Origin of the sequence: Agathobaculum sp. Marseille-P7918 (genome assembly GCF_900625105.1) — a bacterium.
In the GTDB taxonomy this organism is placed as follows: Bacteria; Bacillota; Clostridia; order Oscillospirales; family Butyricicoccaceae; genus Agathobaculum.
The window spans coordinates 512162-527399 of the sequence record NZ_UYYD01000001.1; the positions used below are offsets into that span (position 1 = coordinate 512162).

A 15238-nucleotide genomic window follows, 5' to 3' on the forward strand; every position below is an offset into this window, starting at 1 on the left:
AACCCATCGCTTATGCGATGGGTTTTTCCTTTGTTACTTCATTCGCGTGAGCGCAATGATATGCAGCACACAGAAGTACACGCCCACGATGGCCAAACCCACGCTGAAGACCATCAGACCGATGGAATACTGCTCCGTATAGGCGTTGACCAGTACGAGCACCGCGAAAACCGCCCACAGCACGATCAGCGCGAGCACTTTTTCACGGCTCTTTCTGGCAACGATGGACTGGAGCGGCGTCAGGCGTCGCCCGAAATCCACATCCGTGACCACGTCCAGTTTTTTGAAGAACACGGCGCGGTAATAGATCTCGGCCACTGCGAACAACGCCACGCCGACCAGCGTCGCCTGCATCCAGTTGAGGAAGGTGCCAGCGCACAGAATCGCGATGAACAGGATGATCACAATCCGATTCTGGAAGAACAGGATCCTTCCTTCGTTCTTCTTCTCGATCAGGTAACCCTGCTTGGTCAGGCTGTCATAATAAATGACCCGCTTTTTCTTGTCCGTATAGATGTTGCGGCCGGAAAGTTGGGTATTGGGGATTTGCTGTTTCTTACTCATCTAACATTCCTTTTCCCTTGCAATATGTCTGAAGCACGTTGTAATCGCGATCCAGCACCACCAGATCTGCGTCCAGACCAACCTTGATCGAACCCTTGCGGTCATCGATGCCCAGGCAGGCGGCCGGGTTCTTGGTGCAGGCGTTGATCGCCGCGCTGACCGGCACCTGTGCCTCTTCGATCAGGATGCGCAGGCCCTTGTTGACGCACAGCGTCGAACCAGCCAGACCGCCGGTCGAGGTCAGATGCGCGCTGCCGTCCGGATAAATCTCGATTTCATTGCCGCCGAACAGGAACTTGGAGCCGATCGGCTTGCCCTTGGCCATGAGCGCATCGGTGACCAGCACCGCGTGGTCCGCACCCTTCTCATGGAAAAACTGGTTGAGAGCCGCAGGCGTGGAGTGGTTGCCATCGCAGATGACTTCGCCGTACATGCTGCGGATGCGGTATGCCGCACCGACCAGACCGTTGGCGCGATGGTTGAACGGCGTCATGCCGTTGTACACATGGGTCATCGTGCGCGCGCCGTTCGCCCACGCCATGACCGCCTGCTCGTAGGTCGCAGCGGAGTGACCGATGCTGACCACAACGCCGTTTGCCGCGCAGTAACGGGTCAGGGCGAAGTCCTCGTCGGTCTCGGTGGCCATGGTGATATACTTGATCAGGCCGTTTGCCGCTTCCTGATACTTTTTGAACTGCTCCACCGTCGGCTTGACGATGTACTGCTCGGGCTGTGCACCTTTATAAACCATATCCAGATACGGGCCCTCGAAATGCGCACCCAGGATCTCAGCGCCTTCGTAGCCGTCGGCCACGACCTTGGCGACATTCTTGAGCGCCGCGGTCAGCACCTGCTCGCTCTGGGTGATCGTGGTCGGCAGGAATGCCGTCACGCCTTCCTGTACGATGTGGCGCGTCCAGTAGCGCAGGCCTTCCTCTTCCGCGTCGTTGGTATCAAACCCATAGGCGCCGTGGCAGTGTACATCGATAAAGCCCGGCAGGATGCGCTCGCTGCCGTAGTCCTTGTCAACCGGTTTGCTGTCGTACGGATAAACGCCGGTGATTTTTCCGTCCTGCATTTCCACCTGCGCCGCAACAAACTGGTCCGCAAACCAGACTTTTTTACTTTGAATAATCATTTTTCTTTCCTCCTGCTTTCCCGATTCTACTCCGGTATTCCCCTGCTTTTTCCTGCCGTTTTCAGGAAACAATCTATTTCTACTATACAGGTATGCTTGCAATTACCTGTAAAATATAATAGAATAGAGGGTAGATTTGTACCTCATACAAGATATGCAAAGCGGCGATAAATAGGGGATTCACCATGAACAATCAAGCATTATTTGACAGTTTTCTCGAATTCGGATCGGTTTATTACGAGCCGATCGACTTGGAGGAACACCATCTTGCCTGTATGCAATTTTTTACGCATACCAAAACCATGGAACAGCTTTTCTGCTTTCCCTGCGAAGTATACATTGAATTGATCAGCGGGCTGGCTTCGATTGTCATCGGCACGCAGCCCGATCCTGTTGATCTGAAAACCTTTGCCATTCACCATTATCTGAAAATCAATCCCGGCGTCTGCTTCAATATTCTGCCGGTTTCCGACGAGGCAACCTATTACCTGCTTGCACCGGAAAACCGCTATACCAAGCTGACGCTGCGCGAACCATACACCTTCCAACTCAAGCCGGTTCGCTTCAATGTGTTGGAAATTCTGGATTACAACTACTTTACCGAGGAGCGGGCCTATTGCTTCAACCGCGCGGGACATGAATATTTCGAACTCATCTATGTGAACAGCGGAACGCTGTCTGTATCCCACGCCGACACCCGCTGCACCCTTGCCGCCGGTGATCTGATCCTGTACGAACCGGATGGCGAACACGCCAAGCGGCTGACCAAGGACAGCAGCTGCAATTACTTATCCATTTCCTTCGATATGGACTATCCCGATCCGCAGCGGCTGATCGGACATGTGTTTCACTGCACCAACGGGCTGCGCGACGCAATTCACAAGATCATTGAAGAATGCCCCATGCACTCTCCGCATGCACAAACGCTCATGCTCTGCCACTTGCAGGAGGTCATCACGCGTCTGATCCTGCTTTGCAACGAACTCGACGAAGAGCGCAGCCTGCTCAGCTCCAACCAGAATTCACAAAGCGACCTGCTGCAGCAGATCTTGGCATACATGGACGAAAAAGTCACCGAACCGATCACCATTGAACAGATCTGTCACAAGTTCTTTATGTCCCGCACTTCTTTGCAGGCCTTATTCAAAATGTATCTGCACAATTCCCCGAAAAGCTATCTCCTGAGCATCAAACTGCAAAAGAGCAAAGACCTCATTCGGGAAAATCAATACACCATCAGTGAAATTGCGGATATGCTCGGTTTCAGCTCCATCCACTATTTCTCCCGGCTGTTCAAAAAATACTTCGAGCTTTCCCCCAGCGAATATGCAAAGGAAATCGCGGCCAGCGAGAACAGCTGACCGCCCTGCCTGCTTTTATTCCGCTGTCTGGATGCTGTAACGGGAGATCTGGATCACAACGCCCTTGCTCACTTCCACGTCGATCAGGTCATCCTTGATCTTGACGATCGTGCCGTAAATACCGCCTGCAAACATGATGGACGCGCCCACCTTGATATCCGACTGCAGCTGCGCCATCCGCTCACGGCTTCTGCGCATGTTGCGCGCCGACAGGATGGAGACGATCAGCGCCACGATGATCAGCAGCACGGCAATGGTTGCACAGGTCCACAGGATTACTTCCCAATTCATATTGTTATTAAACTCCTTGCTTTTGGTTTCCCCGTTTTCTTCGGCGGACAAATACAAAAGGGGCGGCTGCGGCCGCCCCTTTTTCTCTGCCAGTGCCGCACGGGTGAAAACATGATGCGCCGTTCCGCCTGCGCACAAACTCTGCGCTGCCGAAGCGGGACGTCATGCTTTTGTTTTTTTACAGGCCGATGTTACGCTCTGGTGTACGGATACAGCGTAACGCCCTTAACAACACGGTTAACCTCGCCGGTCGGGCACGGATTGTCCGGCGTAATGCCCATGGACAGGCTCTTCAGGACCGCCAGCGTCTGCGCGAACAGGATATAATCCAGGCCAAGTTCGCCGTTCTCATAATCGTCCGCCAGATCGCAAACCACCGTGTAATCCACCAGTGCCGCAACCGCATCATCCTGCTTGCTCATCACGGCGACAATCTTGTTGCCCTTGCGCTGGCCGCTCATCTCCTTGACCAGATCGATCTCGTACTGGCGGGTGTAAGCGTTATCGCTCAGGTAAACCACCGTGATGGTGTTATCGTCGATGATGGACTTGGGGCCATGGCGGAAGCCAAGCGGCGTGTCATACATGGTGACAACGCGGCCCGCGGTCAGTTCGAGCATCTTCAGCGCGGATTCCTGCGCAAAGCCCTTCAGGCAGTTGCTGCCAAGGTATACGATGCGGTTGAAGTCGTACTCGCTGACGATCTTCTGCGCGATGCCATACTTGTTGTCGAGGAAGTTCTGGCCGGCTTCCATGATCTTTTCGATCTGGGCAATGGTCTCGTCCAGCGTATCCAGATGGAAGCACAGATAGGTTGCCAGATACATGTTCGAGAAGCTGGAGGTCATCGCGAAGCTCTGGTCATGGGTCTCCTCGGTCAGGTTGATGGCATAGCAGTTATCGGTCGTCGCCGCACGCTTGGACAGTGCGCCGTCCTTGTTGCAGGTGACAAACAGATGATGGATGTTGTCGCAAACCGCCTCGGCAGCGTCGATCGCACCGACGGACTCCGGCGAGTTGCCGGAACGGCCGAAGCTGATGAGCAGCGTGGGCTTGGTGCGGGACAGGTATGCTTCCGGCGTTGCAACGATATCGGTCGTGCCGTAGGACTTGACCTTGTAGTTCAGCTTGCCGGTCAGCGCCGGGAACAGCGCGTTGCCTACAAATTCGCTGGTGCCCGCGCCGGTCAGGATCACGTCAAAATCCTCGCAGGTGATGACCTGATCGATGAACTGCTTAAGCTCATCCTTGTGCGCCTTGATCTGTGCGCAGGTCTTTTTCCAGGTCGCCGGCTGCTGATAGATCTCATTGAGCGTAAAGGTGGACATGGTCTCCTGCATCTTATCCGCAGTGACGTCAAAAATCTTGTTCATTTTCATTTACTCCTTTCGGGCCTGCATGTCACGCAACCGTGCATGCCAGGTCATGTTCCGAAACGTTTCTATTTGTGCAAGGAAAATACAGCGGGTTCGGCAAGCCGTATCCTCAGATACCGTCTTCCGACTCCTGCTGTTCAACCTTCTTGAATTCGTATTTAACAACCTGCTCCTTGCCGGTTTCCAGCGCGGTCTGCGTCAGCGTTTCCAGATCGTCAATGAACTTGCGCGACATGGCGATCTCCACCATCATCGGCAGGTTCGTGCCCGCGATGACATTCACGTTGCCGCGCGGGAAGCCAACCTCCACCGCGGTCTTGAACGGCGTACCGCCCGGCAGGTCGGAGAATACCAGGATGCCCTCGCAGTCCTTCAGCTCATCCATCGCCTTGGTCAGCTCACGCGACAGATCTTCCAGGCTGTACTCCGGCAGAAAGTCCACATACTTATAGTTTTCCTGCTCGCCAGCAATCAAATTGAGCGAGCTGGTCAGGCCGGAACCGAAATTTGCATGTCCAGTTACCAGTAATCCGATCATTGTTCTTCTCCTATCTCCATCATAATGATTTCAGCGACGGCGTGCTCTCGCACGCATCCCTTCCTGTATGTCGTCCGGTTGTCCCAACCGCTTCAGGCTCTCCTGTATCACTGGGATATAGATCGCCTTGGGCGGGAAACAAACCTTGGCATTCCGATAATTGATCCCTGCGTTTTCCTCATCGCCAAGATATTCAAATTGCTTTGCAATCATGAACAAAATGACGCCCAACGGGAAACCGTAATACTGTTTTGCATCGATCTGCGCATCCATGGTATCGATCAGATCGCTGCGCTTGTTGATCATCACTTCATATGCCTGCTCCGTGTAGCGTATGAATTTCTCATCCCCGGTCTTGCGGATGGCATCCAGCAGCCAATCCACATATTTCTGATTCTCCTTTAACAGAAACGTGTGGAAATACTGCTCGAGAAAGCTTTTCTTGTCCGCTGGGTTTTTATAGGTTGCCGCGATCATATACCGCAGCATTTCCTCAAACCGCTCCGTATCACGGGCAAGGTACAAAGCACGCAGCTTGTACAGATCGCAGGTATACTCACCCAGCAGCCTGCGGGACATCGGCATATCTGCCAGCTTTTCCACTGTCTCATAGTCCTTGCGTCCCAGGCTGCCGTTCAACTGCCGAAGCTGAAAATTTTTCATCACCTGAACGCCGACATAGCAGGCAAACAGAAGGAAAATGACCGACGCCGTAATTGCACTCACACGAACACCTGATTTCTTTCATTTCAATCAATAGGGGGAAATGATCCATAACGCCATCTCCCCCTATTGCTTTCCTCAACAGAACCTACATTCTGCCAAGCTCTTCGATTTTATTCGGGCATGGTAACCGTTACGCCGCCATCCTGCAGCTCGGTTACAACCGCAGTCAGAGCATCCCAAGCCTGCTGGCCGGTCTTTTCAGCCGGAGCGGGTTCCGGATAGTCGTACCACTCAACCAGCGGATTGTAGCCGCCGGGGATGGTGTTGCCGTCAGCGTCCATAGCCTGAGAGTTACCGGTCCAGATACCGAACGCACAGCCAACGATACCGCAAACCAGAATGAGCAGGATGCACTTAACCGGCGTCCAGCCCTTCTTGATCAGGGCATACAGAGCGAGGGTGATCAGCAGCGGGATCAGCTTGGGCAGGATGCCGTCCAGCAGAGACTGGATGTTGATCTGGGTATCACCAACGATCATACGAACGGTGGTGCTGCCGTAGTTTGCAATCAGACCGCCGACTACGAATACGCCGAGGATGGACGCCGCACGGGTGAACTCCTTCGCGCTCGAGGTCAGCATGGTAACCGCCTTGGTGCCCAGGCCATAAGACCAGTACATCAGGCCGAAACGAATGGCAAACTGCACTGCATTAAAGATGATCAGGAACAGGATTGCGCCGAGGATATTGCCCTGCAGGGCGATATTCGCGGTCAGGCCTGCGGTGATCGGAACCAGCGTCAGCCAGAACAGTGCGTCGCCGATGCCGCCGAGCGGGCCGGCAGCGGAAATACGTACAGAACGGATCGTCTGGGTGTCGGCCTTGTTCTGCTCGAGCGAAAGCACGATGCCCATTACGAACGTTACGAGGAACGGGTGGGTGTTCAGGAAGTCCAGGTTATGTGCCATGGAAGCCTTAAGGTCTTCCTTGTTGGTGTGGATCTTCTGAAGGCCGGGAAGCATGCCCCACAGCCAGCCGCAAGCCTGCATTCTCTCGTAGTTGAAGGATGCCTGCAGGAAGCAGGACAGCCATACCATCTTATTCAGGGTCTTTTTGTCGACCTGCGGTGCAGGTGTCAGATCCTGATATTTCTCGGGAATATTATATGCCATCCGAGTCACCTCCCATGTTGCCAGCGCCAGCATTCGCCTTGATCTTCGTGTTGATCGAGAAGTCATAGATCGCGATCGCAGCGCCTACGAATGCGCACAGAATGAGGGTCGCGCCAGAAGTGGAGGCGTTAGCAGCGCACAGCAGAGCCATGGCAAAGCCGGCCAGCAGGAAGCCCCACATCTCGTTGGACATCATAACCTTCATCAGGATTGCGAAACCTACAAACTTCATTGCGCCGCCAGCAGCGTCGAGGCCCGCCATGACCCAAGAGAACTGGAACGAGAAGTTCTGCAGGGTCTGGCCGAGTACGGAACCGCCGTACAGACCGGCAACCGACAGCAGGCCGAACAGCGTGCCGAGGATCGCCATTTCCATGAAGTTGATGTTGCGGATACCCTTGACGTCCGCGTTCTCCGCGCACTTGTCAGCCTTGGCCATCATACCGGACATGATGGTGAAGGTCAGGGTAACAGCGTACTGGCCGAATACCGCGAACGGAATTGCCAGACCCAGCGCAGCGCCGACGCCTTCCGGCGTGGCTTCCATGCCGAGCGAAACCGCGAATACGGTAGCCATGATGCCGCCGAGGATCGCGTTGGGGGGCTGAGCGCCGCCGATCGGCATCGAGCCGATCTGGATGAGCTGATAAGAACCGCCGACTACGACGCCGAGCTCAAAGTTGCCAAGGATGGCACCGATGATCGGGCAGGTTACGATCGGCTGATACAAAGATTCCAGGAAGCTGAACTGGTCAATACCCATGATAAAGGCTACCACAAAGACCAAGATCGCCTGGATGATGGTAATTTCCATTACTTACTCCTTTCCAGGTGCTTTCGGGTAAATATCACTTAAACAATTTTTCGATATTCTCCGCGGGCGTGTCCGGAACTCGCTTGATTTCAAGTTCCACACCCAGCTCCTGCAGCTTTCTAAAGCATGCTACATCATCGTCGTTCACCGCGACGGAAGTTGCAACCTGGCGCTTCCCATCCGCCATATGCATATTTCCAATGTTCACCTTTTTGATCGGTACGCCGCCTTCGACCAGCTTCAGGACGTCCTGCGGCGTTTCACAAATGATTGCGATATGCTGGTTCGGCGATGCCTTTCCGATGATGTTGATGGTCTTCTGAATCGAGAAGAAACGAGTCTGCGCATAAGACGGCGCAGCCATGTTCATCAAACCCTGACGGAATTCATCAGTCGATACAGCATCGTTTGCTACAAGCAGCAGATTGGCCCCGACAACGCCGCACCACTGGGTTGCGACCTGTCCATGGATCAAACGGTTGTCGATTCTCGTTAATACAATATCTGGCATATTCCTTCCCCTTTCTCCAGTATTTGCATTGGCCGTGTTGACTAATTCCCCTCTCTTTCACATAGCGGAAGTGTTCCATTTGGGAATGATGAAACCCATCCTCTAAACTACAAGTTTTATTCTACCAGAAAAGTGTTTTAATGAATTTGCACTTTTTATCCGTTTTTTTGCATTTTTGATTTGGTCATTTTACCCAAAATGCACAGGACATATGTCTTTCTGATGCGGACACTGTACATTTTCGTCCTCTCGAGGCGGATAAATGCACAAAAACAAGTTTATTCGTAAACAATCTGGCAAGCTTATCCAATTCATTTTTTACCTTGATAAAACAATTTCTGTTAAAAAGTACAAAAAGGCCGTCGGCATAAGCCGACGGCCTTTTTCAGATGGTCGAGGTGACAGGATTTGAACCTGCGGCCTCTTCGTCCCGAACGAAGCGCTCTACCAAGCTGAGCCACACCTCGAAGTCGCTGTCACTGTTCGCTCAACCGTGACAGCTTTTATATTATATCGCGCTATGCGCCTTCTGTCAACACCTTTTTTCGATTTTTTTAGATTTTTTCCACGAGCGCCCAAATCAGCCGCCGGAAGTCGGTTCCGCGCTGCACGGCGATCTCGTTTACCTCTGCGCCGGACAGCGGCTGCATCAGCACACCCGCCGCCATATTGGTGATCATCGCTATGGCAACCACGGGCAAACCGCAGTGCGCCGCCGCGATCACTTCAAACACCGTGGACATGCCGACCGCATCCGCCCCCAGCGTGCGGAACGCACGGATCTCCGCCGGCGTCTCGAACTGCGGCCCGTTCACGCCGCAGTACACGCCGCGGCGCAGCGTCAGGCCGCAGGCGTCCGCAGCCGCCTGCGCCTTATCGCGCAGCGCGGGTGCGTAAGCGAAGGTCATATCCGGAAAACGCGTGCCGAGCTGATCGTCATTCGGACCAGTCAGCGGGCTTTTGCCCGTCAGGTTGATCTGGTCCTCGATCAGCATGAAGTCGCCGACCGAAAAACCGGTATTGATGCCGCCGGATGCATTGGTCAGGATAAGCGCCCGCACACCCAGCGCGCGCATCACATACACCGGATACGCGATCTCATCCGGCGCATAGCCTTCGTAGCCGTGCAGGCGCCCTTGCATGCAGGCAACGCGCCGTCCTGCCAGCACACCGCAGACCAAACGTCCCGCATGGTCGGGTGCGGTTGAAATCCGGAAATGCGGGATCTCCGCATAGGAAATGATGACAGGATCCTGTAACTGCTCCGCCAGCGGCCCCAGTCCTGAGCCGAGCACCAGCCCGACCTCGGGCAGATACGGCAGCCGCGAGCGCAAATAAGCCGCGGATTCCTCCACCTGCTTTTTGGTAATCATGTTGTTTTTCCTCCCTTACAGACGGCGGATGATGTCATCCGTGCAGCGCTGCGTCTCCGCCTTGACGCGCTCGATGTCGATCGTGGTATATGCGCCGTCGCGGTACAGCACCTCGCCATCCACCATGGTCAGGCGCACATCCGCGCCCTGCGCGGCGTAAACCACGTTGCAGGCCGCATCGGTCATGGGCGTAAACTGCGGCGTGTCCGTATTGATCACGCACAGATCGGCGCGGCAGCCGACACGCAGCAGACCGCAATCCGTTCTGCCCTGCGACAGCGCGCCCGCGCGCGTTGCCGCGTGCAGCGCCTCAGCCGGTGTAATGAGCGTCGAGTCGCGGTAATATCCTTTATATACCACGCCGAACAGATAGAGGTCCTGCAAAATGTTCAGATTGTTGTTGGACGCCGCGCCGTCCGTGCCGAGCGCAACGTTGATGCCCATATCGAGCAGCTTGGGGATATTGGCATAGCCGGACGCGAGCTTGAGATTGCTCGCCGGGCAGCAGGCCACGGTCACACCGTGCGAGCGGAGGATCTCGAAATCCTCCCCTTCCAGCCAGACACAGTGCGCCGCCGTCGTCGGCACGTCAAACACGCCGTGCGCCTGCATATACGCCGCGGGCGTCATGCCGTGGCGCTGCTTGCATTCCTCGTGCTCGGCCTGCGTTTCGGACAGATGGATGTGCATGCGCGCGCCGCTCGCCTTGGCGTGCGCGGCGACCGCCTCGACCACCTTGGGCGTCGAAGTGTACTCGCCGTGGATGCACAGATCGCCGATCAGGCGGCCGTCCCCTGCCCCGTTCCACTCGCCCAGCAGACGCAGGTTGTCCTGATAGGCCGCGGTCTGTGCATAATCGCTGTCGTCGAACACGGTCAGTCCGCGGCTGAGGTTGCACTTGATTTTGCTTTCCAGAATGGCCTTGGTCATGCCGTCAAGGAAGAAGTACATATCGGAAAACGACACCGTGCCGCTTGCCAGCATTTCCGCAATGGCAAGTTGGGTCGCGTAATACACCGACTCGTCGCTCAGCTGATCCTCAAACGGGAATACGCGCTCGTTCAGCCAGCGCTGCAGCGGCAGATTTTCCGCATAGCCGCGCAGCAGCGTCATCGGCGCATGGCTGTGCACATTATAAAAGCCCGGCAGCAGCAGACGATGGCGGCCGTCGTAGCGCTCGCCGTAGTCCTCCTGCGGTTCGGTCTCGCCTATGTACGCAATGCGGCCGTCCTTGACGCCGACATACTGTCCGCGCCGGAGCGCAAAGTTTTCATCCAACAAATCGATATGGCAGAATAGCATTGGTTTCTCCTTTGTCTTTCTCAACGGGGTTTTGTACAGTCTCTTTGTTTCTGTGAGGTGAGGAGGGATTTCCCCAAATACCGTTCATCGGCACGGCATAGGTGGAAAAACGCACGCCGAGCTCGGTGTTGAAATGGTCGATGGATTTCATCAGCCCGATGCAGCCCACCTGAAACAGGTCATCCGGCGACTCGCCGCGCCCCTGAAACCGCTGGATTACCGACAGCACCAGCCGCAGGTTGCCGCGGATCAGTTCGTCCCGCGCCTGCTTGTCGCCCTTGCCCGCGCGCACCAGCAATTCATCCGTCTTTGCCGCCGACAGGGTCGGCAGCCCCGATGTATTCACCCCGCAAATCTCTACTTTGGTTTGCATGGAAAAGTCCCTCCCGTCCTGCGCACCCGATGTGCGTCTATCAGGATTTTCCCCTGTGGGCGGGCGGAATATACCGACGAAATATTTTGCCGAGCGCCATGCTTCGACACACTTTTTCCCGTTTATGTGCTTTATGGCGTGCCTTACAGCAAATGATAATGTGGGATGATATCCTCAAACGAGCCATCCTTCATGCGGAAACCGCCGGGGATGACGCCCAGCTGCTCAAAGCCCAGTTTTTTGTACAGCCGCAGCGCGGGCACATTGGTCCTGACCACAGCGTTGAACTGCAAAATGCCAAACCCCAGTTCCTTGGCTTTGTCCATGCAGTGCAGCACGAGTTTTTCCCCGATATGCTGTCCGCGCAGGCTGCCTTTGACCGCATAGCTGGCGTTGCAGATATGGCCGCAGCGGCCGACGTTGTTCGGATGCAGGATGTACAGGCCGACGATCTCGCCGTTTTGTGCATCATACGCGATGCCCGTAAACGACTGCGACGCGAAAAACGCATGGCCGCTCTGCGCATCGAGCAATTCGGTCTGCGGGAAGGCCACGCCGTCCTCCACAACCTCGTTCCACACCGCAGCGGCCTGCTGCGCGTCGCTCTGTTCGTATTCTCTGATTTCCACCTGCATGACACACACGCTCCCCGTCATTTTTTGCGGTTTTATTGTACCGCATTTTATCCCGCCATGCAAGCGCGCCGCCTATGCAAAGTTTTTCAGGATGTCCTTGCGCATGCGCGCAATGATCCGCTTTTCCAGCCGCGAAATGTAGCTCTGCGAAATCCCCAGCAGCTCCGCGACCTCCTTTTGCGTCATACATTCGGGCAGCCCCAGCCCAAAGCGCAGCGAGATAATCTGCTTTTCCCGCGCAGGCAGGCGATCGAGCGCGTGATGCACCAGCATACGGTCAACATCGTCCTCGATCGGGCGCATGACGCTGTCCGGCTCGGTGCCGAGGATGTCGCTGAGCAGCAGCTCGTTCCCGTCCCAGTCGGACGACAGCGGCTCGTCGAACGAGACTTCGGTGCGCCGCCCCGACAGCTTGCGCAGGTGCATCAGGATCTCGTTTTCGATGCAGCGCGAAGCGTAGGTCGCGAGCTTGACATTTTTGTCGCTGCGGTAGGTGCCGACCGCCTTGATCAGCCCGATCGTGCCGATCGAGATCAGATCCTCCGTGCTGACCGCCGCGGATTCAAATTTGCGCGCGAGGAACACCACCAAACGCAGGTTGTGCTCGATCAGCTTGTTGCGCGCCTGCGCATCCCCCGCCTGACAGGCCTCGACCGCCGCCTGCTCCTCCTCGGGCGAGAGCGGCGGCGGCAGCACTTCGCTGCCGCCGATGTAGTAAACCGTCCGCCGGTTCCACCAACGTAAAAACGCCTGCAACATCCGTTTGAGTATCATATGTATTCTTCCTTTCATACCCCGATCAGTCCGTCATACGCGCCCTGTCCGATGCTGTCCGGCCCAATGGCGCACACACAGTCGAGCACGGTGCCGTCCGCGCGGCGCACGCTGTCTGGCCGAAAATACAGCAGCAGCCCGCTCTCCACGCCGACCGCGCGATACGGCAGCAGGCCGAACCGGCTTGCCGTTTCCGGCGGCAGCGCGGCAAGGCAGGCGGCAGCATCCTTCGTCCCGGCCCAGGCCTGCCGGATCTGCGCACCCAGCAAACTGTCCGCCGCCGTCCGCCCCAGCACCAGCGCCGGACGGCCGGACGCCGGTTCGGTCAGGCTGTTTCCCGTATCGTGCAGCAGGCGCACCTCGCGCTCGCGGCCGTCAAAGCGGATGATCAGCCGCTCCACCTCGCGGCGCAGCGGGCCGTGCAGCGCGTCGCCGCGCAGCAGCACGCCGCTGAGCGCATATCCGGCCGCGGCGGCCAGCAGCAGCACGCGGAACGGCACGGAAACATAATACCCCGCACCAAACAGCAGTTTTCGCCCGGTTGCCACGCCCAGTGCAGCGGCGAGTCCGGCAAAGGACGCCGCCACCACGAAATACAGCGCGCACACCCGCCCGAAGGCGGGCTTTCCGCCGAATGCCGCGGCGCACAGGCCGACGCCCGCGAGCAGCCGTACCGGCAGCGCCGACAAAGCCGGCAGCACCGCGGCCAGCACCGCATACCCGCCGCCCAGCGCGGACGCGGCCAGCCACCGGATGCGGCCGGCGCGCACGCCGCCCAAGGCCGCCGCCGCGAGCAGCGTCACGCCATCCATCAGCGCGTTGACCGCGAACAGCACATCCAGATAAACAACCATAGCTCACCTCCGCCGACCTTCATCTTATCACAGTGCGCGCACATTATTTGCCGAACGCGGGACGGGAGCAAAAAAGCCGCACACCGGTTTTGTCCGATGTGCGGCTTTTGATTCGCCTTGTTCAGTTTTTCAGGCTCTGGATGGGAGCCGGGATGCGGCCGCCGCGATGGATGAACTTCGCGGGAGAGCCGGTCGCGATCGGCATGATGGGCGCCGCGCCCAGCAGGCCGCCGAATTCGACCATATCGCCCACCGTTTTGCCGATGGCGGGAATGACGCGCACCGCCGTCGTCTTGGAGTTGACCACACCGATGGCGATCTCGTCTGCGATCAGGCCAGAAATAACCTCAGCGGTGGTGTCTCCCGGGACAGCAACCATGTCGATGCCGACCGAGCAGACTGCGGTCATCGCTTCGAGCTTTTCGAGCGTCAGCGCGCCCGAAGCCGCCGCCGCGATCATGCCCTCGTCCTCAGACACCGGGATGAACGCGCCCGACAGGCCGCCGACCGACGAGGACGCCATGACGCCGCCCTTCTTGACCGCGTCGTTGAGCATGGCGAGGATCGCGGTCGTGCCGCAGCCGCCGCAGACCTCCAGACCGACTTCCTCTAGGATACGCGCGACCGAGTCGCCGATCGCCGGGGTCGGCGCAAGCGACAGGTCCACGATGCCGAACGGCACGCCCAGACGCTCGCTCGCGATCGCGCCGACCAGCTGGCCCATGCGCGTAATCTTGAACGCGGTCTTTTTGATGACCTCAGCCACTTCGTTGATCGAGCAGTCGCCCGCGCGGCGGATGGCCGACTGGACTACGCCCGGGCCGGAAACGCCGACGTTGATGACGGTCTCCGGCTCGCCGATGCCGTGGAACGCGCCCGCCATGAACGGGTTGTCGTCCACCGCGTTGGCAAACACCACAAGCTTGGAGCAGCCCATCGAGTCGTTGTCCTTGGTCAGCTCGGCCGTCTGCTTGATGATGCGGCCCATCAGGCCGATGGCGTCCAGGTTGACGCCCGCCTTGGTGGACGCAACATTGACCGACGAGCAGACCAGCTCGGTCTCGGCCAGCGCTTCGGGGATGGAGTTAATCAGGATTTCGTCGCCCTTGGCAAAGCCCTTCTGCACGAGGGCGGAAAAACCGCCGACGAAGTTGACGCCGGTCGCGGTCGCCGCGCGGTCGAGCGCCTTGGCCAGCGGCACATAGCTGTTCGCCGTTGTTACCGCGCCAATCATCGCGATCGGCGTGACCGAAATGCGCTTGTTGATGATCGGGATGCCCAGCTCACGCTCGATCTGTTCGCCGGTCGCAACCAGCTTTTCCGCGCGGCGGGTCACCTTGTCGTAAATCTTGTCCGCCAGCACGTTGATATCGTCGCTGGCCAGATCACGCAGCGAAATGCCCATCGTGATCGTACGGATATCGAGGTGTTCCTCCTCGATCATCTTGATGGTTTCCAGAATGTCCTTGGTATTGATCATTGACATGGATGGCACC

At 57.1% G+C, this 15238-nt stretch carries 16 protein-coding genes, 1 tRNA gene and 1 pseudogene; 1 reads left to right on the plus strand and 17 read right to left on the minus strand.

The window, feature by feature from the left end:
• Positions 1-33: 33 nt before the first annotated feature.
• A complete protein-coding gene (locus EJL02_RS02445) occupies positions 34-564 on the minus strand; it encodes a hypothetical protein (protein WP_125114818.1) in 531 nt (176 codons plus the stop codon).
• Positions 557-1702: an N-acetylglucosamine-6-phosphate deacetylase gene (nagA, locus tag EJL02_RS02450; protein WP_125114819.1), complete on the minus strand. Its 1146-nt coding sequence runs from the start codon at positions 1700-1702 to the stop codon at positions 557-559. Before nagA ends, EJL02_RS02445 begins: the two co-directional genes overlap by 8 nt.
• Before the next feature lie 185 nt (positions 1703-1887).
• Between nagA and EJL02_RS02455 the strand changes: the two genes are divergently transcribed.
• Positions 1888-3063, plus strand: coding sequence for a helix-turn-helix transcriptional regulator (locus EJL02_RS02455; RefSeq protein ID WP_125114820.1), 1176 nt, complete (start codon positions 1888-1890; stop codon positions 3061-3063).
• Positions 3064-3078: 15 nt separating this feature from the next.
• On the opposite strand, the gene yajC is transcribed toward EJL02_RS02455, so the two are convergent.
• From yajC to EJL02_RS02530, 15 genes and pseudogenes are all read right to left on the minus strand, one after another.
• Positions 3079-3354, minus strand: coding sequence for a preprotein translocase subunit YajC (gene yajC / locus EJL02_RS02460; protein WP_125114821.1), 276 nt, complete (start codon positions 3352-3354; stop codon positions 3079-3081).
• Positions 3355-3545: 191 nt separating this feature from the next.
• Positions 3546-4727 (minus strand): SIS domain-containing protein, encoded by a 1182-nt coding sequence (locus EJL02_RS02465; protein ID WP_125114822.1) that lies wholly within the window; start codon positions 4725-4727, stop codon positions 3546-3548.
• A gap of 112 nt (positions 4728-4839) precedes the next feature.
• Positions 4840-5268, minus strand: coding sequence for a PTS galactosamine/N-acetylgalactosamine transporter subunit IIA (gene agaF / locus EJL02_RS02470; protein ID WP_125114823.1), 429 nt, complete (start codon positions 5266-5268; stop codon positions 4840-4842).
• Positions 5269-5298: 30 nt separating this feature from the next.
• Positions 5299-5994 (minus strand): hypothetical protein, encoded by a 696-nt coding sequence (locus EJL02_RS02475; protein ID WP_243114380.1) that lies wholly within the window; start codon positions 5992-5994, stop codon positions 5299-5301.
• Between the two features lie 110 nt (positions 5995-6104).
• Positions 6105-7106, minus strand: a complete 1002-nt coding sequence (locus EJL02_RS02480; RefSeq protein ID WP_125114824.1) for a PTS system mannose/fructose/sorbose family transporter subunit IID — start codon at positions 7104-7106, stop codon at positions 6105-6107.
• Positions 7096-7920, minus strand: a complete 825-nt coding sequence (locus EJL02_RS02485) for a PTS mannose/fructose/sorbose/N-acetylgalactosamine transporter subunit IIC (RefSeq protein WP_125114825.1) — start codon at positions 7918-7920, stop codon at positions 7096-7098. The genes EJL02_RS02480 and EJL02_RS02485 overlap by 11 nt, the downstream gene beginning before the upstream one ends.
• Before the next feature lie 34 nt (positions 7921-7954).
• Positions 7955-8431, minus strand: a complete 477-nt coding sequence (gene agaV / locus EJL02_RS02490; protein WP_125114826.1) for a PTS N-acetylgalactosamine transporter subunit IIB — start codon at positions 8429-8431, stop codon at positions 7955-7957.
• A gap of 390 nt (positions 8432-8821) precedes the next feature.
• Positions 8822-8898: transfer RNA gene (locus EJL02_RS02495), tRNA-Pro, on the minus strand.
• Positions 8899-8985: 87 nt separating this feature from the next.
• Entirely contained in the window at positions 8986-9804 is an 819-nt protein-coding gene (locus EJL02_RS02500) for a purine-nucleoside phosphorylase (protein WP_125114827.1), read from the minus strand.
• Between the two features lie 15 nt (positions 9805-9819).
• Complete coding sequence (locus EJL02_RS02505) at positions 9820-11106, minus strand: amidohydrolase (protein WP_125114828.1); 1287 nt, start codon at positions 11104-11106, stop codon at positions 9820-9822.
• An 85-nt stretch (positions 11107-11191) separates the two neighbouring features.
• Positions 11192-11479, minus strand: a pseudogene (locus EJL02_RS02510) (sigma-70 family RNA polymerase sigma factor); the annotation flags it as partial.
• A 143-nt stretch (positions 11480-11622) separates the two neighbouring features.
• On the minus strand, positions 11623-12114 hold the full coding sequence (locus EJL02_RS02515) for a GNAT family N-acetyltransferase (protein ID WP_125114830.1): 492 nt from the start codon (positions 12112-12114) through the stop codon (positions 11623-11625).
• A 72-nt stretch (positions 12115-12186) separates the two neighbouring features.
• Positions 12187-12888 carry an RNA polymerase sporulation sigma factor SigE gene (gene sigE / locus EJL02_RS02520; RefSeq protein ID WP_206426937.1) on the minus strand — a complete coding sequence of 234 codons (702 nt, stop codon included), beginning with the start codon at positions 12886-12888 and terminating at the stop codon, positions 12187-12189.
• 14 nt (positions 12889-12902) lie between these two features.
• Positions 12903-13742, minus strand: coding sequence for a sigma-E processing peptidase SpoIIGA (locus EJL02_RS02525; RefSeq protein ID WP_125114832.1), 840 nt, complete (start codon positions 13740-13742; stop codon positions 12903-12905).
• Positions 13743-13863: 121 nt separating this feature from the next.
• Complete coding sequence (locus EJL02_RS02530) at positions 13864-15222, minus strand: PFL family protein (protein WP_125115040.1); 1359 nt, start codon at positions 15220-15222, stop codon at positions 13864-13866.
• Positions 15223-15238 lie beyond the last annotated feature (16 nt).